This is a genomic window from Duganella lactea, assembly GCF_009857505.1.
Lineage (GTDB): Bacteria > Pseudomonadota > Gammaproteobacteria > Burkholderiales > Burkholderiaceae_D > Rugamonas > Rugamonas lactea.
Genome location: NZ_WWCP01000001.1, coordinates 251,080 through 269,545, shown reverse-complemented (window position 1 = coordinate 269,545; position 18,466 = coordinate 251,080). Strand labels below are relative to the sequence as shown.

At 65.6% G+C, this 18,466-nt stretch carries 18 protein-coding genes; 13 read left to right on the top strand and 5 right to left on the bottom strand.

Features of this window, described 5'->3' with window-relative positions; translation table 11 throughout:
- Window positions 1-4: 4 nt before the first annotated feature.
- Window positions 5-664 (bottom strand): lipoyl(octanoyl) transferase LipB, encoded by a 660-nt coding sequence (gene lipB, locus GTP44_RS01340; protein WP_160988369.1) that lies wholly within the window; start codon window positions 662-664, stop codon window positions 5-7.
- A gap of 183 nt (window positions 665-847) precedes the next feature.
- Here lipB and GTP44_RS01335 point away from each other — a divergent pair, with 183 nt between their 5' ends.
- Complete coding sequence (locus tag GTP44_RS01335) at window positions 848-1,750, top strand: transcriptional regulator GcvA (protein WP_161018002.1); 903 nt, start codon at window positions 848-850, stop codon at window positions 1,748-1,750.
- Here GTP44_RS01335 and GTP44_RS01330 read toward each other — a convergent pair.
- The 3 genes from GTP44_RS01330 to GTP44_RS01320 all read right to left on the bottom strand — a co-directional run bounded on the left by GTP44_RS01330 (window position 1,743) and on the right by GTP44_RS01320 (window position 4,628).
- Window positions 1,743-2,018 carry a DUF493 family protein gene (locus tag GTP44_RS01330; protein ID WP_160988371.1) on the bottom strand — a complete coding sequence of 92 codons (276 nt, stop codon included), beginning with the start codon at window positions 2,016-2,018 and terminating at the stop codon, window positions 1,743-1,745. The genes GTP44_RS01335 and GTP44_RS01330 overlap by 8 nt on opposite strands.
- 176 nt (window positions 2,019-2,194) lie before the next feature.
- Window positions 2,195-3,910, bottom strand: a complete 1,716-nt coding sequence (locus GTP44_RS01325) for a FecR family protein (protein WP_161018001.1) — start codon at window positions 3,908-3,910, stop codon at window positions 2,195-2,197.
- A 79-nt stretch (window positions 3,911-3,989) separates the two neighbouring features.
- Window positions 3,990-4,628, bottom strand: coding sequence for a LysE family transporter (locus GTP44_RS01320; RefSeq protein WP_161018000.1), 639 nt, complete (start codon window positions 4,626-4,628; stop codon window positions 3,990-3,992).
- Between the two features lie 109 nt (window positions 4,629-4,737).
- Here GTP44_RS01320 and GTP44_RS01315 point away from each other — a divergent pair, with 109 nt between their 5' ends.
- From GTP44_RS01315 to GTP44_RS01260, 12 genes are all read left to right on the top strand, one after another.
- The gene (locus tag GTP44_RS01315; RefSeq protein WP_161018201.1) at window positions 4,738-5,676 is read left to right on the top strand and encodes a DUF808 domain-containing protein; all 939 of its coding nucleotides are present in this window, start codon (window positions 4,738-4,740) and stop codon (window positions 5,674-5,676) included.
- A gap of 282 nt (window positions 5,677-5,958) precedes the next feature.
- The gene (locus GTP44_RS01310; RefSeq protein ID WP_161017999.1) at window positions 5,959-7,599 is read left to right on the top strand and encodes a methyl-accepting chemotaxis protein; all 1,641 of its coding nucleotides are present in this window, start codon (window positions 5,959-5,961) and stop codon (window positions 7,597-7,599) included.
- A 3-nt stretch (window positions 7,600-7,602) separates the two neighbouring features.
- Window positions 7,603-9,015 (top strand): oxygen-independent coproporphyrinogen III oxidase, encoded by a 1,413-nt coding sequence (hemN, locus tag GTP44_RS01305; protein ID WP_161017998.1) that lies wholly within the window; start codon window positions 7,603-7,605, stop codon window positions 9,013-9,015.
- A 7-nt stretch (window positions 9,016-9,022) separates the two neighbouring features.
- Complete coding sequence (locus GTP44_RS01300) at window positions 9,023-9,829, top strand: sulfite exporter TauE/SafE family protein (RefSeq protein ID WP_160988377.1); 807 nt, start codon at window positions 9,023-9,025, stop codon at window positions 9,827-9,829.
- Window positions 9,808-12,282, top strand: a complete 2,475-nt coding sequence (locus tag GTP44_RS01295) for a heavy metal translocating P-type ATPase (protein WP_161017997.1) — start codon at window positions 9,808-9,810, stop codon at window positions 12,280-12,282. Before GTP44_RS01300 ends, GTP44_RS01295 begins: the two co-directional genes overlap by 22 nt.
- On the top strand, window positions 12,282-12,443 hold the full coding sequence (gene ccoS, locus GTP44_RS01290) for a cbb3-type cytochrome oxidase assembly protein CcoS (RefSeq protein WP_160988379.1): 162 nt from the start codon (window positions 12,282-12,284) through the stop codon (window positions 12,441-12,443). Before GTP44_RS01295 ends, ccoS begins: the two co-directional genes overlap by 1 nt.
- Window positions 12,444-12,571: 128 nt before the next feature.
- The gene (gene ccoN, locus GTP44_RS01285) at window positions 12,572-13,993 is read left to right on the top strand and encodes a cytochrome-c oxidase, cbb3-type subunit I (RefSeq protein WP_160988380.1); all 1,422 of its coding nucleotides are present in this window, start codon (window positions 12,572-12,574) and stop codon (window positions 13,991-13,993) included.
- A gap of 14 nt (window positions 13,994-14,007) precedes the next feature.
- Window positions 14,008-14,622: a cytochrome-c oxidase, cbb3-type subunit II gene (gene ccoO, locus GTP44_RS01280; RefSeq protein WP_160988381.1), complete on the top strand. Its 615-nt coding sequence runs from the start codon at window positions 14,008-14,010 to the stop codon at window positions 14,620-14,622.
- A 1-nt stretch (window position 14,623) separates the two neighbouring features.
- Window positions 14,624-14,788: a cbb3-type cytochrome oxidase subunit 3 gene (locus GTP44_RS01275; protein ID WP_161017996.1), complete on the top strand. Its 165-nt coding sequence runs from the start codon at window positions 14,624-14,626 to the stop codon at window positions 14,786-14,788.
- Window positions 14,781-15,764, top strand: coding sequence for a cytochrome-c oxidase, cbb3-type subunit III (gene ccoP / locus GTP44_RS01270; protein WP_161017995.1), 984 nt, complete (start codon window positions 14,781-14,783; stop codon window positions 15,762-15,764). The genes GTP44_RS01275 and ccoP overlap by 8 nt, the downstream gene beginning before the upstream one ends.
- Entirely contained in the window at window positions 15,761-17,146 is a 1,386-nt protein-coding gene (gene ccoG, locus GTP44_RS01265; protein ID WP_161017994.1) for a cytochrome c oxidase accessory protein CcoG, read from the top strand. Before ccoP ends, ccoG begins: the two co-directional genes overlap by 4 nt.
- An 11-nt stretch (window positions 17,147-17,157) precedes the next feature.
- Window positions 17,158-17,658 (top strand): FixH family protein, encoded by a 501-nt coding sequence (locus GTP44_RS01260; RefSeq protein ID WP_161017993.1) that lies wholly within the window; start codon window positions 17,158-17,160, stop codon window positions 17,656-17,658.
- Window positions 17,659-17,674: 16 nt separating this feature from the next.
- On the opposite strand, the gene fnr is transcribed toward GTP44_RS01260, so the two are convergent.
- Window positions 17,675-18,433, bottom strand: coding sequence for a fumarate/nitrate reduction transcriptional regulator Fnr (gene fnr, locus GTP44_RS01255; RefSeq protein WP_161017992.1), 759 nt, complete (start codon window positions 18,431-18,433; stop codon window positions 17,675-17,677).
- Window positions 18,434-18,466: the final 33 nt, after the last annotated feature.

Sequence of the window (18,466 nt, the reverse complement as noted above, 5' to 3'; positions counted from 1 at the left end):
CAGTTCATTCGTTTGCCGCCAGGACGCGGACTAACTCCTCGGCCAGCTGCTGTTGCACATCAGACAGCGTTGCCTGCGCACCAACGGTGCGCATATCGACTGTTTCCAGTCCGGCATAGCCGCAAGGGTTAATCCAGGAAAACGGGGCCAGATCCATCGCCACATTCAGCGACAGTCCGTGGTAGGTGCAGCCATTGCCGCGTACCTTCAAGCCCAGCGCGGCGATCTTGGCGCCTTGGTGTTCGCCGCCGGCCATGTAGATGCCCGGCGCGCCCTCGACGCGCTCACCGACGAGATTATACGCCTGCAGCACATTGATGATCGCCTGCTCGATTTTATGCACGAACTGGCGCGCGTACAGCTTGCCGCCGGGCTTGTTGCGGCGCAGGTCCATCAGCAGGTAAATCACCACCTGGCCGGGGCCATGGTAGGTGACTTCGCCGCCGCGGTCGGTCTGCACCACGGGAATGTCCGACGCCCCGGCCAGCAGGTGGCCGCGATCGGCGCCCAGGCCCAGCGTGTAGACCGGCGGGTGTTCGACGATCCACAGCTCGTCGCGCGTGTCCGGCGTGCGGGCGTCGGTGAAGGCGCGCATGGCGGCGAACGTGCTGTCGTAGTCGGCTTTGCCGAGATGCTTGATCTCGGGGAAGGTTGGAGACGTCATGCCGCCATTATAAAGCACCGCGCCACGTCGTTCCCGGCGGGGCCCGGTGCCACGGCCTCGGCTTGCATTCGCGACGGTCCCGTCTTCGCTATATTTATTCACATGGTAAACCTTGTGTAAGTGCCTGTATAACGGTATATTTTCGCAATTCTTGTTAGTTTTATTCACATAGTTATCCACAGGATGGCGCGTCGCCTGCCCAATTTTTCCGCATTGCGCGCCTTCGAGGCGGCGGCCCGCCACGAGAATTTCTCGCGCGCGGCGGAGGAGTTGCGCCTGACGCACGGCGCCATCAGCCATCAGGTGCGCGGCTTGGAGGAGGAGCTGGGACGGCCGTTGTTTGTACGTCATGGCCGCCAGGTGAAAATAACTCACGACGGGCTGAAGTTCGCCCAGTTGCTCGGCAAGGCCTTTGCCGACATCGCCGCCGCCACCGACACCATGCGCGCGGCCGGCGGCAACCAGCGGCTGACGATCAGCTCGATCCCATCGTTCGCGGCGCGCTGGCTGGCGCCGCGCCTCGGGCGTTTCATCGAGCGCTATCCGGAGATCGAAGTGGTGCTACAGTCGAGCGGCGCGTTGCAGGATCTGACGCGCGACGGCGTGGACGTCGGCATCCGCTTCGGGCGCGGCAACTATCCGGGCATGCTGGTGGTGCCGCTGATGGGGGATGTGTATTACCCGGTAGTGAGTCCCCACTATCGTAACGGGGCGCTACCGGTAGAGCCGGCCGAGCTGGCGCGGCATACGCTGCTGCGTTCGCTGGAACGCTGGACGCCGTGGCTGCGGGCGGCCGGCGTCGCGCTGGCGGAACCGTCCGGCGGGGTGATGTTCGAGGATTTGTCGATGCTGATTCGCTCGGCCGCCGACGGCAACGGCGTGGCGCTGGTGCGGCATGTGGTGGCGATGCAGGAGATCGCTTCCGGACAACTGCTGCGGCTGTTCGACATCGCCACGCCCAGCCCGGATGAGTACTACTTCGTCACGCCGCCGCATGCGGCCGCCAAGCCGCAGGTGCAGGCGTTCCGCGACTGGCTGCTGGAAGAGATCGCCGCCTTCCAGCGCCAACAAGACTTAATTACATGACAATCTTGACCATCGGATGGGCGGACAGCTCGGTGTACAGCGCGTCCAGCTGGGCGCGGCTGGTGGCGCGTACGGTGCAGGTCAGGCCGGTGTAATTGCCCTTGGCCGAAGGACGCACTTCCATTTTGCCTTCATGGAAATCCTGGTCATGCTTTTGCACGACCACCACAATGGTCGGAGCGAAATCGATGTGAGTCGGCCCCATGACCTTGATCGGGAAGTCGCTCGGATACTCGATGAGGGACTCGGATGGGGGGATGGCGCGCATATTCTTTCCAATCTAATAAGTTAGTGCCCTCCACGATGGAGGCACTAGCCTATATTGTAGCCGTATCAGTCCTTTGCAAGCGCCTGCGGGAGGTCCGGTGTCAGGTCTGACATTCGCACACGGCCTCAACTGCGGAGCAGTTGAGGCCGTGTGCGAATGTCAGACCTGACACCGGGTTAACGTTCTGCGGCGCGGGGGTTGTCGTTGCGGCGGTGGTCGCGGTTTTCCCGTGGTTCTCGCTGCTCACGCTGTTCGCGCTGGGCCGGGGCGGCGCGCGGCGGTTGGGGTGGCGGCGGCGGCGGCGAGACTTGCAATACCGGCTGCGGCATCACCGGCTGCGGCTGCGGTGCCTGCGGACGCGGCGGCCCCGGCGGCCCCGGATTGAAGCGTGGACGCAGTTCCAGCCGCATGTCGTTCGGGTTGATGGTCTGCGTCGGCGTATCCGGCCGGCCAAACTGGTTCGGCGCCAGCGTGCTGATGCGGCCTGGCGGCGGCTGCGCCGGCACCGCTTGCGGCTGCGCGGGCGCAGTGATCGTGCGGCCCGGTCCCGGACGGTCCTGGCGCCGCTCGCCGCGCTCGAAACGGTCGGGGATGCCGTCGTGGTCGCGGTCACCCCGGTCGCCCTGGTCAGTGCTCAGCGGCCGATACGGCAAGCGCGGCTGCGGTGGCGCCACCGGCGTCACTGGCCGGACGAAATTGGCCGGCGGCTGCCATGCCGTGCCGCGTCCGACGTTGACGTTGCGGCGTCCTTCAAATTGCTCGCGCGGCAGCATGGTCAGGCCGTCGCGGTGGCCGTGGACCTCGCCACGCGGCGCCAGGGGCTGGCCGTTGTGCGTCCACGTCACGCGGCGCTCGTAGTCGGACGAGACGCGGTAGTTCGGCACGAAGCGGTCGCGCGGCGACAGCGGATACCAGCCCAGCCCCGGTCCCGGTCCCGGTCCCGCATGCTGCGGGCCGCCGTTGCCGCCCACCCAGCCGACCAGCGCAGGCGCCCATACCGGCCGGCCGGCGGGACGACCAGGCGCCCAGCGCCAGCGGCGCTCGACCAGCACCCAGCGGCCGTAGTGCGAGGGCGCGTAACCCCACGGCGCGTTGTCGACCCAGGTCCAGCCCCACGGCGCCAGCCAGATCCAGCGGCCGTCGCGGTACGGCGCCCAGTCGATCGCCACGTTACGCGGCGTCCACAGCGGGCCGTAGTCGACGCTGTCGGTCCACAGGCCGTTGCGGTCCAGCTCCTCGTAGCCGGTGACGCCGCTGGAAACGTAGCGGGTGGTGGTGGTCGCGCTGTCGAGCCGGTCGCGGTCCTCGGCCCAGACGTCGAAGCCGTCGCGGCGGGCCACGCTGGTGCGCACGTCTTCCGCCGTGAGATCAACGTGGCGGCCGTTGTTGACCACCACCGACGAGCCGGCCCCGTCCACCCGCGCGCTGCCGGCCAGCACGCTGATCTGGCTGGTGTCCGGCTGGCGCTCGACATCGACCCGCACCACACCCGGCGCCAGCAGCGTGATGCGCGCCTGCGGCGTGCTCAGTTCAAAGTCGCGCAGCAGCTCCGGGCTGCGCACGCGGATGCTGACGCTGCCGTAGTTGAGGCGCAGGCGCAGCAGGTCGTCGTCCATGCCGGTGATTTCCAGGTCGGAGTCGCCGTCCAGCCGCACGGCGGTCGAGCCGACGCGAAACTCGGCGCGGGCGCCGCCGGCGGTGTTGATGTGGCTGTCGGCGGTGACCGGCCAGTTCAGCGACGCCGCGGTCGGATCGCCGTCGCCCACCAGTGTCACCTGGCCCTGGACACTGGAGATGCGTCCGACCATGGCGGGCGGATCCTCGGCATGGGCCAGGCCGCCGTGGCCGGCCAAAGCGGCCAGCGCAAAGAGTGAAATGATGGTGCGCCTCATGGCTGCGTCTCCTGTGGTGTTGCTGGGCTTGACTTAACTTAACGCCGCACACCCGGGCGACGCCGACCGCGGTGACAAATTAAGCCGTGGCACCGCCACGCTTGACAAAGAACAGCGCCGCGCCGACCGCCATCAGCAGCCCGCCGAACACGCGGTTCTGCTTCTTGAGGGCGCTGGCGTCGCGGAAGAAACGCTGCATCGACGAGGCCAGCAAGGCGTAGCTGTGCATCACCACCAGGTCGATGCAGCACATGGTCACCGCCAGGATCAGCAGTTGCGGCAGCAGCGGCGCGCCCTGGGTGATGAACTGCGGCAGCACCGCCACCATGAAGATAATCCCTTTCGGGTTGGTGGCGTTGGTCAGGAAACCGGTCAGAAAGCGTTTGCCGGCCGGCGGCACCACCACCTCGGCGTGCCGCTCGGCGCCGACGCTGACCTTGGCGCGCCACTGGCTCAGGCCGAGGTAGATCAGGTACAGCGCGCCCACCGTCTTGACGATGTTGAACGCCACCTCGGACGCCAGCAGCAGCGAGCCGACGCCGGCGCCGGCGATGAAGAACACCAGCAACAGGCCGGTCTGCAGGCCGATGATGGTGGCGCTGGCGCGCCGCACCCCATACGACAGGCCGTGCGACATCGACAACACCGCGCCCGATCCCGGCGACACGGCAATGATGCAGGCGGCGACAAAGAAGGTGATCCAGGTGGCGAAAGTCATGGCGGTTCCATTAGTTGACGGCAATCACCATTGTAGCGGTATCGCGCGCCGGCTGGCTTGGGTTAATATTGCCCGACTCACCACATGACACATGAAGGAGTTGCACACGATGGCCGGTTCCAGCCTGTTAATGCTGATCGATGATATCGCCACGATCCTCGACGACGTCGCCGCGATGAGCAAGGTGGCGGCCAAGAAAACCGCCGGCGTGCTCGGCGACGACCTCGCGCTCAACGCCCAGCAGGTGGCCGGCGTGCGCGCCGAGCGCGAGTTGCCGGTGGTGTGGGCGGTGGCAGTCGGTTCGCTGAAGAACAAGGCGATCCTGGTGCCGGCCGCGCTGGCGATCAGCGCCTTCGCGCCGTGGGCGATCACGCCGCTGCTGATGCTCGGCGGCCTGTACCTGTGCTTCGAGGGCTTCGAGAAGATCGCCCACAGCCTGCTGCACGCGGGCCAGGACGACGAGCACAAGCAGCAACTGCACGCGGCGCTGGCCAATCCGGAGGTCGACCTGGTGGCGCTGGAAAAGGAAAAGATCAAGGGCGCGGTGCGCACCGACTTCATCCTGTCGGCGGAAATCATCGTCATCGCGCTGGGCACGGTGGCGACGGCGCCGTTCGCGCAACAGGTGACGGTGGTGGTCGGCATCGCGCTGCTGATGACGCTGGGCGTGTACGGCCTGGTGGCGGCCATCGTCAAGATGGACGACGCCGGCCTGTACCTGACCCAGCGCGGCGGCGCGGCGCTCAAGGCGCTGGGCCGGCTGCTGCTGTCGGCGGCGCCGCTGCTGATGAAACTGCTGGGCGTGGTCGGCACCTTGGCCATGTTCATGGTCGGCGGCGGCATCCTGACCCACGGCCTGCCGTTCGCCCATGACCTGATCCACCACGCCAGCGAAGCGGTCGCCACGGCGCCGGCCGTCGGCCCGGCCTTGGGCGTGGTCGTCCCCAGCCTGCTGGACGCCGTGGCCGGCGTCATCGCCGGCGCCCTGGCGCTGCTGGTGGTCACCCTCGGCGCCAAGCTGCTGCGCCTGCTCAAGAAGCCAGACTGAGCCTTCCGCCCCGCTGCGGCGCGGTGCAGCTATCCCAGTTTCATACCGGGGCCGGATTGGCTGTACGACAGCCCATTTTGCTGCTATTAATTACTCTGCGGAACGCCCAGCTTGCGCCCAGCGTTACGCCCCAAATGCCCGCCCTGTCTGCCAGGCCGGATCGGGGGCCTACACCCTCCATTCCGGTCAAATTTGATCTAAATCAATAAATTTGACGGGGGGACTACGTAAACTGAACATACTTATTGCGACAAAGCAATAATACCGCCCGGAGAGACGAAAATGCGCAACAATCAACCAGTCACCAATCGCGAAGTAGAAGTCCTGGAAGACCAGGCCATCGTGTCGAAGACTGACCTGAACGGCAACATCACGTATGTAAATCCGTACTTCACCCAGGTCAGCGGCTATAGCGAACAAGAACTGCTGGGCGCGCCGCAAAACCTCGTCCGCCATCCGGACATGCCGGCCGAGGCCTTCGCCGACCTGTGGGCGTCGATCAAGTCCGGCACGCCGTGGACCGGCCTGGTCAAGAACCGCTGCAAGAACGGCGATTTCTACTGGGTGCGCGCCAACATCACGCCGATCCGCGAACAAGGCCAGACCATCGGCTACATGTCGGTGCGGGTCAAGGCCGACCGCCAGCAGATCGCCAAGGCCGACCAGGTCTACCGCACCATGCGCACCGACGCCAACCACGGCATCCGCATCAAGAACGGCCAGGTGATCGAGCCGGGCGTCGGCACGCTGCTGTCGCGCTTGAGCCACACCTCGCTCGGCTTCCGCATCTGGGCCGCCACCAGCCTGGTCAACGTGCTGCAGGTGCTGGTCTGCGCCGCCGCGCTGCTCAACGGCACCAGCGCCAACAACTACGGCATCTTCGCCGCCACCTTCGTCGGCCTGCTGATCAACGTGTTCCTGTGGTACACGCTGCGCGTGTCGGTGCTGCAGCCGCTGGACCGCGCGCTGCACGGCGCGCGCGCGATCGCCGCCGGCGACCTGTCGGGCACCTTTGAAACCCAGGCCACCGACGAGGTGGGCCAGCTGCTGCGCGCGCTGGAACAGATGAACAGCAACCTGATCGCCACCATCCGCGACGTCCGCGTCAACGTCGAGACCATGGCCGTGGCCACCCGCCAGATCGCCGCCGGCAACGCCGACCTGTCCGGCCGCACCGAGGCGCAGGCCGCCAGCCTGGAGGAAACCGCGTCCAGCGTCGAGCAGTTCTCGTCGACCGTCAAGCAGAACGCCGACAACTCCGAGCAAGCCAACAAGCTGGCGCAAAACGCCTCCGACGTGGCGGTGCAGGGCGGCGTGATCGTGGCCGACGTCATCGCCACCATGGACGAAATCAACAACTCCTCGCGCCAGATCGTCGACATCATCGGCCTGATCGAGGGCATCGCCTTCCAGACCAACATCCTGGCGCTGAACGCCGCCGTCGAGGCGGCGCGCGCCGGTGAACAGGGCCGCGGCTTCGCGGTGGTGGCCGGCGAGGTGCGCAACCTGGCGCAACGCAGTGCCACCGCCGCCAAGGACATCAAGAACCTGATCGACGTCTCGGTCGGCAAGGTCAGCGCCGGCATGGTGCAGGTCGACCGCGCCGGCGCCACCATGAAGGAAGTGGTGGCCTCGGTGCAGCAGGTCACGGCCATCATGCGCGAAATCTCGGTCGCCTCGCACGAGCAAAGCATCGGCGTCGATCAGGTCAATTCGGCCATCGCCCACATGGACCAGGTGACGCAGCAGAACGCGCAACTGGTCGAAGAGGCGGCGGCGGCCACCGCCAGCCTGGCGCTGGAAGCGGGCGGCCTGACGCAAGCGGTCAGCCTGTTCAAATTTGGCCCGGCCCGCAGCTCGCGCGTAGCACGCGCGGTTGCGTCCCAGCAATCTCCAACCTCCGTGAAACGCCTCGCGGCATAAATTATGATTACGCCTTTCCCACCCGTTGAATTCGACGCCGAGATCATCGGCAAGCTGAGTCAATCGGGCCCTCGCTACACCTCGTATCCGACCGCGGATCGCTTCCAGAACGACTTCGGCTACGGCCAGTTCCTGGAGGCGGTGGCGGGTCTGCGCATGCGCCGCAGCCGCCGCCCCTTATCGCTCTACATTCATGTGCCGTTTTGCGATACGGTCTGCTACTACTGCGGCTGCAACAAGATCGTCACCAAGGATCACAGCAAGGCGGCCGTCTACCTCGGCTACCTGAAGCAGGAAATCGATATGCAGGGGCGTTTGTTCGACGGCATGGGACAGATCGAGCAGTTGCACTTCGGCGGCGGCACGCCGACCTACCTGAGCGACAGGCAGATGGGCGATCTGATGGCGCACCTGCACGCCAATTTCGACTTCGCCGATGACGCGCATGGCGAGTACTCGATCGAGATCGATCCGCGCACGGTCAGCGTGGAACGCGTGCACAGCCTGCGCAAGCAAGGCTTCAACCGCATCAGCCTTGGTGTGCAGGACTTCGATCCGGCGGTGCAAAAGGCGGTCAACCGCATCCAGCCCGAGGCCGCAACGCGCGCCGTGATGGACGCCGCGCGCGCCGCCGGCTTCCGCTCAATCAGCATCGACCTGATTTACGGCCTGCCGAAGCAGACCATCGCCAGCATGACGCAAACGCTGGACAAGGTGATCGACGCCTCGCCCGACCGCATCGCGCTGTACAACTACGCGCACCTGCCGCACATCTTCAAGCCGCAGCGCCGCATCGCCGACGCCGACATGCCGTCGCCGGCGGTCAAGCTGGAACTGCTGAAGATGAGCATTCAGCGTTTGTGCGGGGCCGGCTACATCTACATCGGCATGGACCATTTCGCCAAGCCGGACGACGAGCTGGCGGTGGCGCAGCGCCAGGGACGTTTGCAGCGCAACTTCCAGGGCTATTCCACACGCGCCGAGTCGGAGCTGATTTCGTGCGGCGTGTCGGCCATCAGCGCGGTCGGCGCGACCTATAGCCAGAACGAGAAAACACTGGACGCGTATTACGAAAAACTCGACGGCGGCGTGCTGCCGATCACGCGCGGCATCAAGCTCGATAACGACGATCTGCTGCGGCGGATCGTGATCGCCAAGCTGATGTGCAATTTCGAATTGTCGATGTCGTCGATCGAGCAGGGTTTTCCGATCAAGTTCCGCCAGTATTTCGCGGCGGAGCTGGACAAGCTGAAGGTATTCGAGGACGATGGCCTGCTGACCACCGATGACGAATGGATTGCGGTGACGGCCAAGGGCCGTCTGCTGATCCGCAATATCTGCATGGTGTTCGACCGCTATCTGGGCGTGGCGCAGGACGTCGCGCCGCAACCGCTGCGCTATTCGAAGACCATCTGAGGATGCCATGAACGCCGCACAGCTATTGCCAGTGTTTGTTGTCGGCCTGGCCGGCAGCGTCCACTGCGCCGGCATGTGCGGCGGCATCGTCACCGCGATGTCGGCAGCCGGCGTTCCGGCGCAGGCCGGACGGTCCGCCGCTGCGGCCCATAGAATAGTTGAGTATCCCCTCCGGCGTTCTATGGGTTCCGGCGTTCGCCGGAACGCCGACGTCGGACATGTGTTGGCGTATAACGCCGGCCGCATCGCCAGCTACATGACCGCCGGCGCCTTGGCCGGCGGCCTCGCTGGCGGCGCCCGCAACATGGCCGCCGTGGCCGGCGTGCAAATGGGTTTCTACTGGTTGGCCAACCTGATGCTGGTCGCCCTCGGCCTGTACCTGATGAACGCCTGGCGCGGCCTGGCCACACTCGAACAAGGCGGCCGCGTGCTGTGGCAGCGCGCCCAGCCCGTCATCGGCCCCGCGATGAAAACCCTGATGCCGGCCGACACCGCCGCCAAATCCTTCGCCCTCGGCGCGCTGTGGGGCTGGCTGCCCTGCGGCATGGTCTACAGCGCCCTGACCACCGCCATGCTGAGCAGTTCCGTCGCCGACGGCGCCGCCATGATGCTGGCCTTCGGCCTGGGCACGCTGCCGATGCTGACCAGCCTGGGCCTGCTCGGCGCGCGCGTGCAGCGGGCGATGCAGCGGCGCGGCGTGCGCCTCGCCTGCGGCCTGCTGGTGCTGGCCTTCGGCGTCATCGGGCTTGCCCGCGCGGCGGGTGGCGTGACGCCCGAATGGATGGACATGCTATGCCTCACACCAAACCACTGAACGACGCCGTACCGGAAGCGGCGCCGTGCTTCCACTGCGGCCAGCCGCTTCCCCACACCATCGACACCGTCGACGCCGCGTGGACCGTGCGGATCGCCGGCGTCGCCCACACCATGTGCTGCCCCGGCTGTGCGGCGGTGGCGCAGACCATCGTCGATCTCGGCCAGGAAAACTACTACCGCGACCGCACCGCCTACGCCGCCAGCGCTGAAGGCGCGCAGCAGCTGCCGCCCGAACTGCAACTGTACGACAACGCCGACCCGCGCTTCGCGCTCGATGAGGACAGCCGCGAATCGACCTTCACGGTGGAGGGCATCCGTTGCGCCGCCTGCGTGTGGCTGATCGAACAGCGCCTGGCGCGCCTGCCCGGCGTCGACAGCGCCCAGCTGAACGTGGCCACCGAACGCCTGTACGTGCGCTGGCAAAAAGAGCGCTGCCAGCCCGGCGACATTCTCGGCGCGCTGCACACCATCGGCTACGCGGCCTACCCGTATGACCTCGACCGCCATACCGACCAGCAGCGCCGGGCCGCCAAAACGCTGGGCCGCCAGCTGTTCGTCGCCGGCCTGTCGATGATGCAGGTGATGATGTACGTGGCGCCGTCCTACCTGGCCGCCGAAGACGGCACGCTGGACAGCGACATGGCCTCGCTGATGCGCTGGGCCAGTTTGCTGCTGACGTTGCCGGCCATCCTGTACTCGGCACTGCCGTTCTGGCGCGGTGCCTGGGCCGGCCTGCGCGCGCGCACGCTGGGCATGGACGTGCCGGTGGCGCTGGGTATCGCCGCCGCCTTCGGCGCCAGCGTCATCGCCACCTTCCGCGGCGAGGGCGAGGTGTGGTTCGACTCGGTGACCATGTTCATCTTCCTGCTGCTGTGCAGCCGCTTCCTCGAACTGCGCGCGCGCCGCAAGGCCGGCGCCGCGCTGGAACGCCTGCAACACGCGCTGCCGGCCGCCGCCTCGCTGCTGGAAAACTACCCGGCCAGCAGCGCCGCCACCGTCGTGCGCGCCGCCGCGCTGGCTGTGGATAACGTCATTGTTATCAAGCCAGGCGAGGCGGTGGCCGCCGACTGCGTCATCCTCGAAGGCCGCACCTCGCTCGACCTGTCGCTGCTGAGTGGCGAGAGCGCGCCGGTGCCGAAGAACGTCGGCGACGCCATCGCCGGCGGCGCCATCAACGCCGGCAGCATGATCATCGCCCGCGTCACGCGCAAGGCGCAGGACAGCACCTTGTCCGATCTGATCAAGCTGATCAACCGCGCCGGCGGCGAGAAGCCGCGCATCGCGCTGTGGGCCGACCGCGTGGCGGCGTATTTTGTCGCCGGGCTGCTGCTGTTTGCGCTGGCCGCCTTCGGCGTCTGGTTCTGGCTCGACGGCAGCGCGGTGCGCGCCTGGCCGATCGCGATCGCGGTGCTGGTGGTGTCCTGCCCGTGCGCGCTGTCGCTGGCCACGCCGACCGCGCTGGCCGCCGCCACCGACCAGCTGCTGCGCCAGGGCGTGCTGGTGACCGGTCCGCAAACGCTGGAGACGCTGCATCGCACCACCCACGTCGTGCTGGACAAAACCGGCACGCTGACCTGGGGCCGGCCGGTCTTACAAACCACGCAGGCGCTGGGCGCGATGCGCGCCGACTTCTGTCTGCAGGTGGCGGCCGCGCTGGAAGCCGGCAGCGCCCACCCGCTGGCGCGCGCCATCGTCAACGCCGCCGACGCGGCCGGGCGCGCGCATTGGAGCGCGGCGGCGCTGACCGAAACCGCCGGCTGCGGCCTGGAGGGCACGGTGCACCACCGCCGCTACCGTCTGGGCAGTGCGCAGTTCGTGGCCGGCATCGCCGGTCTGCCGCCGGCGCGCGAGCACGCCGACGGCGCCACCCCGGTCTACCTCGGCGCCGAAGGACAGTGGCTGGCCTGTTTCCATCTGCACGATGGCCTGCGGCCGGATGCGCAGCAGACGGTCGACTATTTCCGCCAGGCCGGCAAGACGGTGGTGCTGGTCAGCGGCGACGACGACGTGCTGGCGCGCCGCGTCGGCGACCAGCTGGGCATCGAGACCACGGTCGGCGGCTATCTGCCGGCCGACAAGCTCAATTTCGTCCAACAATTGCAACGTCGTGGCTGCGTGGTGGCGATGATCGGCGACGGCATCAACGACGCCGCCGTGCTGGGCGCGGCCGATGTCTCGTTCGCCATGGGCAGCGGCGCCGCGCTGGCGCAGGCGCACGCGGACGCGGTGCTGCTCAACGGCCGCCTCGGCGCGGTGGCGGACAGCGCCCGCACCGCCGAGCGCACCATGCGGATCATCCGCCAGAACCTGGGCTGGGCCATGCTGTACAACGTGACGGCGATTCCGGCCGCCGCCATCGGCCTGCTCAATCCGTGGTTGTCCGGCGTCGGCATGGCGGCCAGTTCGGCGGTGGTGGTGCTGAACGCGCTACGGCTGCGAAGGAAAGCTTGATGGAAGCGCTCTATTTACTCATTCCGCTCAGCGTGATTCTGGTGTTTGTGGCGCTGTGGATCTTCTTCCGCGCCGCCGACGACGGCCAGTTCGACGACCTGGTCGGCCCGGCGCTGCGCATCCTGCAGGACGACGACCGTCCACCCGCCGACCCTCAATAGCCCCGCCGTCATTCCGGCGCAGGCTGGAATGACGGTGATCCGGCAGATTTTGACTTATATCAAGGTTTTTTAAGTCTCTCCTAAGTAACCTTTGACCTACATCATCAAAGTGTTCTGAGGAGAACAAATTGGAACAACACTACAACTACAAGGTCGTTAAGCAGTTCGCGATCGCGACCGTAGTCTGGGGCGTCATCGGCATGCTAGTCGGCGTCATCATCGCTGCCCAGCTGGCGTGGCCCGCCCTTAATCTGGACATCCCATGGCTGACGTATGGCCGTTTGCGTCCACTACATACCAACGCGGTGATTTTCGCGTTCGGTATCTGCGGTTTGTTTGCCACGTCATACTACGTGGTGCAACGCACCTGCCAGGTGCGCCTGTTCTCGGACAAATTGGCCGCCTTCACCTTCTGGGGCTGGCAGGCGGTGATTCTGAGCGCCGTCGTCACGCTGCCGATGGGTTTCACCCGCGGCAAGGAATACGCCGAACTGGAATGGCCGATCGCCATCCTGATCGCGCTGGTGTGGGTGTCTTACGCCGTGGTGTTCTTCGGCACGCTGATCAAGCGTAAAGTCAAACACATCTACGTCGCCAACTGGTTCTTCGCCGCCTACATCATCGCCGTGACGATTCTGCACGTGGTGAACGGCATGTCGATGCCGGCCTCGCTGTTCAAATCGTACTCGGTCTACGCCGGCGTACAGGACGCGATGATCCAATGGTGGTACGGCCACAACGCGGTGGGCTTCATCCTGACCGCCGGCTATCTGGGCATGGTCTACTACTTCATTCCGAAGCAGGCCGAACGTCCGGTGTACTCGTATCGCCTGTCGATCGTGCACTTCTGGGCGCTGATCTTCACCTACATGTGGGCCGGTCCGCACCATCTGCACTACACCGCGCTGCCGGACTGGACGCAATCGGTCGGCATGGTGTTCTCGCTGGTGCTGCTGGCGCCAAGCTGGGGCGGCATGATCAACGGCATGATGACGCTGTCGGGCGCCTGGCACAAGCTGCGCACCGACCCGATCCTGAAATTCATGATCGTCTCGCTGTCGTTCTACGGCATCGCCACCTTCGAAGGTCCGATGATGTCGATCAAGACCATCAACTCGCTGTCGCACTACACCGACTGGACCGTGGCACACGTCCACGGCGGCGCGCTGGGCTGGGTGGGCTTCATCACCATGGGCTCGATCTACTACATCATCCCGCGTCTGGCCGGCCAGCAGAAAATGCACTCGACCAAGCTGATCGACCTGCACTTCTGGGTCGCCACCATCGGCGTGGTGCTGTACATCGCCGCGATGTGGATCGCCGGCGTGATGCAGGGCCTGATGTGGCGCGCGGTCAATCCGGACGGCACGCTGACCTTCACCTTCGCCGAAAGCGTCAAGGCCACCTATCCGTACTACGTGGTGCGGGTCGCCGGCGGCCTGCTGTACCTGAGCGGCATGTGCGTGATGGCCTACAACACCTGGATGACCTTGCGTAACACCAAAACCGCGGTCGCGCCGATCCCGGCGGTGAACGCGGCCCACGCCTGAAACCGGAGCACAGTATGAAATTTTCACATGAATGGATCGAGAAAAATCCCTGGCTGCTGATCGCGCTGGTGACGCTGGTGGTCAGCGTCGGCGGCGCCGTCGAGATCTTGCCGCTGTTCTTCCAGAAATCGACCACGGAACCGGTGGCGGGCCTCAAGCCGTATAGCCCGCTGCGCCTGGTCGGCCGCGACATCTATGTGCGTGAAGGCTGCTACAACTGCCACTCGCAGATGGTGCGGCCGCTGCGCGCCGAGACCGAGCGCTATGGCCACTACTCGGTGGCCGGCGAGTTCGTCTACGACCACCCGTTCCAGTGGGGTTCCAAGCGCACCGGTCCCGACCTGGCGCGCGTGGGCGGCCGCTATTCCGATGAATGGCACCGCACCCACCTGAACAATCCACGCGACGTGGTGCCGGAATCGAACATGCCGAACTATCCATGGCTGGCCAAGACCGCGCTGGCGCCGGCCGAGGTGCAGCCGAAGATGCGCGCGCTGCGCCGCATCGGCGTGCCGTACACCGACGCCGAGATCGCCGCCGCGCCGGAAGAGCTCAAGGACAAGACCGAAGAAGACGCCCTGGTCGCCTATCTGCAAGGCCTGGGCACCCTGATCAAAACGAGGAACTAGCATGGATATCCTGCTTGACAACGCCAGCAGCGTGATGACGGTCGTGTCGTTCATCACTTTCGCCGGCATCCTGTGGTGGACCTTCGTGCACCACAAGGAAGCCGACTTCGCCCCGGCAGCCACGCTGCCGTTCGCCGACGACGAGAAGGAGGCCCATCATGGCTGATTTCACCAACGGCTTCTGGGACATCTACATCGCCGCGCTGACCCTGCTGGGCATCATCGGCTGCGGCATCCTGCTGTACTCGCAGTCCAAGGTCAAAGTGGCCAAGACCGCCGACGGCAAGACCGGCACCACCGGCCACGTGTGGGACGAGGACTTGACCGAGCTGAACACGCCAATGCCGCGCTGGTGGATGTGGCTGTTCTACATCACCATCATCTTCTCGCTGGCCTACCTGTTCCTGTATCCGGGCCTGGGTTCCTACGTCGGCAAGCTGGGCTGGAAATCCAGCGGCCAGTACGAGCAGGAGCTGCAAAAAGCCGATGCCGAATACGGTCCGCTGTTCGCCCAGTTCCAGCAGCAGGACCTGAAGGCGGTGGCCGCCGATCCGCAAGCGCACGCCATCGGCGAGCGCCTGTTCCTGACCTACTGCGCCCAGTGCCACGGCTCTGACGCACGCGGCAACAAGGGCTTCCCCAACCTGACCGACAAGGACTGGCTGTTCGGCGGCGCGCCGGAAACCATCAAGGAAACCATCCTGCACGGCCGTAGCGGCATGATGCCGCCGATGGGCGCGGCGGTGGGCGGCGACAAGGAAGTGGAGGCGGTCGCGCACTATGTGCTGAGCCTGTCGAAATCCACCCACGACCCGATCAAGGCGGTGTTCGGCAAAGAGAAGTTCGCCGCCTGCATGGCTTGTCACGGCGCGGACGCCAAGGGCAACCAGGCGCTCGGCGCGCCCAACCTGACCGACAAGATCTGGCTGTTCGGCGGCAGTGTCGACACCATCAAGGAGACCATCAACAAGGGCCGCACCGCCACCATGCCGGCGTTCGCCGACTTCCTCGGCGAAGCCAAGGTGCATGTGTTGGCCGCGTATGTATGGAGCTTGTCGAATGATACAAAGGCGGTTCCAGAAGTGTCGCCGGCAGCCAGCGCTGCCACGCCGACTGATCCACCGATAGCAGAAACAAAATGAACGCCCCACAGGAACAAGTTATCAAGATGTACGCAAAGCGCGAGGAGATCTATCCTCGCGAGGTCGACGGTAAATACGCGCGTCTGCGCTGGTTGTTTGTCTGGCTGACGCAGCTGGCCTTCTACTGTACGCCGTGGTTGCAATGGAACGACCGCCAGGCCCTGCTGTTTGACCTGGGCACGCGCAAGTTCTACATCTTTGGCTTGGTCCTGTGGCCGCAAGACTTCATTTACCTGGCCGTCCTGCTGATCATCAGCGCCTACTTGCTGTTCCTGGCGACGGCGATCGCGGGACGGGTGTGGTGCGGGTTCACCTGCCCGCAAACGGTCTACACCGAAATCTTCCTGTGGATCGAACGCAAGATCGAAGGCCCGCGCAGCGCCCGCATCGCGCTCGACCGGCAGCCGCTGTCGGTGAAAAAAGCCGGCAAGAAAACCGCCAAGCACCTGGCCTGGCTGGCCGTGGCGCTGTGGACCGGCTTCACCTTCGTTGGTTACTTCACGCCGATCAAACACCTGATGAGCGAAGTGTGGACCTTCAACTTCGGCCCATGGGAATGGTTCTGGGTGCTGTTCTACAGCTTCGCCACCTACGGCAACGCCGGCTGGCTGCGCGAGCAAGTGTGCAAATACATGTGCCCGTATGCCCGCTTCCAGAGCTCGATGTTCGACCGCGACACCCTGATCATCACCTACGACACCGAACGCGGCGAACCGCGCGGCCCGCTGGCCAAGCAGCAGCACGGCAACGGCGGCTCGTGCATCGACTGCTCGCTGTGCGTGCAGGTCTGCCCGACCGGCATCGACATCCGCAACGGCCTGCAATATGAATGCATCGGCTGCGCCGCCTGCGTCGACGCCTGCAACATCGTCATGGACAAAACCGGCCAGGCGCGCGGCCTGATCCGCTACAGCACCGAGCGCGCGCTGGACGAGCACCTGACGCCGACCGAGATCCGGCGCCGCGCCCTGCGCCCGCGCGTGCGCATCTACACCGCCGTGCTGGGCCTGATCGTGATCGCCGCCTGTACCTCGCTGTACCTGCGGACGCCGCTGAAGCTGGACGTGATCCGCGACCGCGGCTCGATGGGCCGCGAGGTGGAGGACGGCAAGATCGAAAACGTCTACCGCCTGCAGATCATGAACACCTCCGAGCAGGCGCACATCTACAAGATCACCGTCGGCGGCCTGCCGACGCTGGCCGTGGCCGCCGCCGACCTGGTACGGGTGGAAGCGACCGAAACCCGGGCCCACCCGATCCGCCTGCGCGCCGAACACGGCGCCGGCCTGCCGGGCTCGAACAAGATTGAAGTCACGCTGACCGCCATCGACGAGCCGTCGCTGCGGGTCAAGGAATCGGCGGTATTCATCGTACCGCGTTAAGGAGAAACGTTATGAGCAGCATACTCGCCGCCCCCGTCGCCCCATGGTGGAAGCACCGCTGGCCCTGGCTGCTGATGGCCGGCCCGGCCATCATCATGGCCGCCACCGGCTACGCCACCTACCTGGCCATCAAGACGCCGGACGCGGTGGTGGTCGGGGACTACTACAAGCAGGGCAAGGCCATCAACCAGGACTTGCGGCGCGACCACGTGGCGGCGCAGCTGGGCCTGTCGGTCGGGCTCGGCTATGACGCCGCCAACGGCCTGCTGACCGGGCGCGTCAACCGCGCCGACACCGGCCCGCTGATGGTCAGCCTGTCGCACGCGACGCAGCCGGAGAAGGATCTGAAACTGATCGTGGTGCCGGCCGCCGACGGCAGCTTCAGCGCGCGCCTGCCGCTGCTCGAACGCAGCCGCTGGGTGGTGCTGGTGGAGGGGGAAAAACGCGACTGGCGCCTGGCCGGCGCCTGGATCTGGCCGAAGCAGCGCGAGATCACGCTGCTGCCGGATTAGCCGCCATCAGCCACCATTAGCCGCAGGTCTCGGTGCCGGCGGTGATGGCTTTCAGCTTGTGCGGGTCGAGCAACTCGATTTCCCGGTTGCTCACGCGCACCAACCCTTCCTTCTTGAACTTCGACAGCAAACGCGAAATGCTCTCGATGGTCAGGCCCAGGTAGTTGCCGATCTCCTCGCGCGACATGCGCAGCTGGAACGTGGTCGACGAATAGCCACGCGCCTCGTAGCGCGACGACAGGTTGACCAGGAAGGCGGCGAAGCGCTGGGTCGCCTGCATATTGCCCAGCAACAGCATCACGCTTTGCTCGCGGGTGATTTCCTGGCTCATCATGCGGTGGAAATGGCGCAGCAGGGTCGGCATTTCGGCCAGCAGCGACTGCAGCGTGGCGAACGGAATTTCGCACACCTCGCTGTCTTCCAGCGCGATGGCGGTGCAATGGTGCTGGTCGGCGCTGATCGCGTCCATGCCCAGCAGTTCGCCGGCCATCTGGAAACCGGTGATCTGTTCCGCGCCCTCGCGGTTGACCTGGTAGGTCTTGAAATGGCCGAGGCGAATCGCGTACAGGTTCTGGAACGGATCGCCAATGCGGAACAGGGTGGCGCCGCGCGCCACTTTTTTACGGCGACCGATGATCTGGTCCAGCCGTTCCATGTCGTTGTTATCCAAGCCCATCGGCAAGCACAGCTGGTGCATGCTGCACGATGCGCAGCTCGCCTTCAGGACCTCAATCGTCGCGCCGGGGATCACCAGCGAAGGAAGTTCTCGTATCATGCGGCTAGTGTAGCCCATCGGCATCAATTTTGC

What these genes read in the sequence shown, in the direction of transcription:
- lipB (WP_160988369.1), bottom strand. Translation starts at nt 664, where the DNA reads ATGACGTCTCCAACCTTCCCCGAGATCAAGCATCTCGGCAAAGCCGAC.
- GTP44_RS01335 (WP_161018002.1), top strand. Translation starts at nt 848, where the DNA reads ATGGCGCGTCGCCTGCCCAATTTTTCCGCATTGCGCGCCTTCGAGGCG.
- GTP44_RS01330 (WP_160988371.1), bottom strand. Translation starts at nt 2,018, where the DNA reads ATGCGCGCCATCCCCCCATCCGAGTCCCTCATCGAGTATCCGAGCGAC.
- GTP44_RS01325 (WP_161018001.1), bottom strand. Translation starts at nt 3,910, where the DNA reads ATGAGGCGCACCATCATTTCACTCTTTGCGCTGGCCGCTTTGGCCGGC.
- GTP44_RS01320 (WP_161018000.1), bottom strand. Translation starts at nt 4,628, where the DNA reads ATGACTTTCGCCACCTGGATCACCTTCTTTGTCGCCGCCTGCATCATT.
- GTP44_RS01315 (WP_161018201.1), top strand. Translation starts at nt 4,738, where the DNA reads ATGGCCGGTTCCAGCCTGTTAATGCTGATCGATGATATCGCCACGATC.
- GTP44_RS01310 (WP_161017999.1), top strand. Translation starts at nt 5,959, where the DNA reads ATGCGCAACAATCAACCAGTCACCAATCGCGAAGTAGAAGTCCTGGAA.
- hemN (WP_161017998.1), top strand. Translation starts at nt 7,603, where the DNA reads ATGATTACGCCTTTCCCACCCGTTGAATTCGACGCCGAGATCATCGGC.
- GTP44_RS01300 (WP_160988377.1), top strand. Translation starts at nt 9,023, where the DNA reads ATGAACGCCGCACAGCTATTGCCAGTGTTTGTTGTCGGCCTGGCCGGC.
- GTP44_RS01295 (WP_161017997.1), top strand. Translation starts at nt 9,808, where the DNA reads ATGCCTCACACCAAACCACTGAACGACGCCGTACCGGAAGCGGCGCCG.
- ccoS (WP_160988379.1), top strand. Translation starts at nt 12,282, where the DNA reads ATGGAAGCGCTCTATTTACTCATTCCGCTCAGCGTGATTCTGGTGTTT.
- ccoO (WP_160988381.1), top strand. Translation starts at nt 14,008, where the DNA reads ATGAAATTTTCACATGAATGGATCGAGAAAAATCCCTGGCTGCTGATC.
- GTP44_RS01275 (WP_161017996.1), top strand. Translation starts at nt 14,624, where the DNA reads ATGGATATCCTGCTTGACAACGCCAGCAGCGTGATGACGGTCGTGTCG.
- ccoP (WP_161017995.1), top strand. Translation starts at nt 14,781, where the DNA reads ATGGCTGATTTCACCAACGGCTTCTGGGACATCTACATCGCCGCGCTG.
- ccoG (WP_161017994.1), top strand. Translation starts at nt 15,761, where the DNA reads ATGAACGCCCCACAGGAACAAGTTATCAAGATGTACGCAAAGCGCGAG.
- GTP44_RS01260 (WP_161017993.1), top strand. Translation starts at nt 17,158, where the DNA reads ATGAGCAGCATACTCGCCGCCCCCGTCGCCCCATGGTGGAAGCACCGC.
- fnr (WP_161017992.1), bottom strand. Translation starts at nt 18,433, where the DNA reads ATGATACGAGAACTTCCTTCGCTGGTGATCCCCGGCGCGACGATTGAG.